1 protein-coding gene is annotated in these 2,286 nt (G+C 69.3%); it reads left to right on the forward strand.

Translation table 11 applies throughout. The features are described 5' to 3' along the window. Positions 1–317: 317 nt before the first annotated feature. Positions 318–2,156, forward strand: coding sequence for an FG-GAP-like repeat-containing protein (locus AB0E94_RS52710; protein WP_360344489.1), 1,839 nt, complete (start codon positions 318–320; stop codon positions 2,154–2,156). Positions 2,157–2,286 lie beyond the last annotated feature (130 nt).

Raw genomic sequence — 2,286 nt, forward strand, 5'->3', positions numbered from 1 at the left:
TGTTCCAGATTCCGGCGAACACGCCGAAGCCGATCGATCCGGGTGATGGTGAGAGCCTGCCGACCGCGATCCTCGTCGAACTCCGTATCGGCTGATCAGTAACTGAGACGGGCGGCCACCGCCAGGTGGTCGCCCGTCAAGTTCGCACGATTCATCCTGCGTTGACCGGCAAGAGTTGATCATCACGGATGTGATACTGCGCCGGTTTACAACTGCTCGACATCCATCTATGTTGTGAGCGCTGCTCGACCCACGGGGGGATCGATGGAGCCACTTCGTCGTGCCTCCGTGTGTCCACTTCGACCACGGGGGAACTGATGTCCAGACCTTTGTCCGGCTCCATGACCGGCCGGCCCGTGCGGGCCCGCCGAGTCGTCGTGGCGGGCGTGTCCGCCACGGCGATGGTGGCGGGCCTGCTCGGCGGCGCGGCCGCACGCGCCGTCACCGGTGACACGGTGGCCGACACCGTCCACCCCTTCACCGCCCGCGTCAACATCGGTGCGCCGGGCTTCGGCAAGGCCTGCACCGGCGCGCTCGTGGCGCCGTCGTGGGTGCTGACCGCGAGCGCCTGCTTCGGCCAGACCACCGCCGGCGCGCCCGCCCAGCCGACCACCGTCACACTCGGCCGGCCGATCGCCGCCACCTGGGTGGTCCCACATCCGGACCGCAACCTCGCGCTGGTGCGCCTGCTCACCCCGGTCGGCGACATCACGCCGGTGCCGGTCGCCACCACCGCGCCGAGCGCCGGTGACGTGCTGCAACTGGTCGGCTATGGCCGTACCGCCACCGATTGGATCTCGGCCCAGAAACATGCCGGAGCCGTCAGCGTCGAAACTGTCGGCGCCACCACTCTGAGCGTCGCCGGGACCGATCCGGCGGCCGTGACGACCTGCCGGGGCGACTCCGGTGGGCCGGCGTTGCGCGGCAGCGGCAGCACCGTGCAACTCGTCGCGGTGCACCACACGTCCACCCAGCGTGGCTGCCTGGACGCGGGGGAGATCACCGAGTCCGGAGCGGAGGAGACCCGGGTCGACGACCTGTCCGGCTGGATCCAGGGCATCGCGGTGAACACGTGCAACGCCGCGGGCACGGCGGTCCCGACCGCCCAGACCGGCGCCGTGGTCTACACGGCGGACTTCACAGGTGACTGCAAGTCCGACATCGTCCACCAGAACAACGACGGTGACCTGCAGGGCTGGTACTCCAAGGGCAACATGGCCGTGGACTCCGGCCTCTTCAACGGCGCCTCGCGCCTGGTCGGCAGCGGCTGGACCACCAGCAACATCCAGCGGATCCTGACCGGCGACTTCAACGGCGACGGCAAGGCCGACATCATCGGCCAGGACTCGACCGGACAATTGCGGGCGTGGCCGTCGTCAGGCGACATGTCGGCCGACGCCAAGCTGTTCACCGGGGCCGCCCGGATCGTCGGCACCGGCTTCTCGACCACCGCCTTCCCGCGGCTGCTGACCGGTGACTTCAACGGCGACGGGCGTACCGACCTGCTCGGTCAGAACGCCGCCGGCCAGCTGAAGGCGTGGGGCTCGACCGGCAACCTGAACGGGGGCGTGCTGTTCCCCGGCTCGGGTGTGGTCGTCGGCACCGGCTTCACCACCACGAGCATCCCGCGGATCCTGACCGCAGACTTCACCGGTGACGGCCGGACCGACATCATCGGGCAGGACTCGACCGGACAGCTGCGGGCCTGGGCGTCGTCAGGTGACCTCTCGGCGGACGCCAGGCTGCTCCCGGGGCCGGTCCGGATCGTCGGCAGCGGCTGGACCACCACGAACATTCCGCGGATCCTGACCGGCGACTTCACCGGCGACGGCCGGACCGACATCATCGGGCAGGACTCGACCGGACAGCTGCGGGCCTGGGCGTCGTCGGGTGACCTGTCGGCGGACGCCAGGCTGTTCGCGGGGCAGGTCCGGATCGTCGGCGGTGGCTGGACCCAGACCGCTTACCCGCGGATCGTCCTCGGCGACTTCAACGGCGACGGCAAGCAGGACATCCTCAACCAGAACACCGCCGGTGAGCTGTACGGATGGGCCTCGACCGGCGATCTCTCGGCCGACAACAACCTCTTCGCGAGCGGCGCCCGGCACAAGTTCGGTGTCGGCTGGACCGTCGCCTCGTACCCCCGAATCCTCTGACCGCCCATCTCGTACGCATAGAAGGAGACCGTTGTGAAGATCGTGCCGTGGATCGGCGCCGGGGTGGTTCTGGCTGCTGGTGTGTTGACGTTTGCGCAGGCGGGTTCGGCGGCGGATGCGGTGGATTCGC

This window comes from Actinoplanes sp. NPDC026670, assembly GCF_040638175.1.
In the GTDB taxonomy this organism is placed as follows: Bacteria; Actinomycetota; Actinomycetes; order Mycobacteriales; family Micromonosporaceae; genus Actinoplanes.

Bases quoted from the DNA above. Each gene is read 5' to 3' on its own strand.
- AB0E94_RS52710 (WP_360344489.1), top strand. From the start codon at position 318: ATGTCCAGACCTTTGTCCGGCTCCATGACCGGCCGGCCCGTGCGGGCC.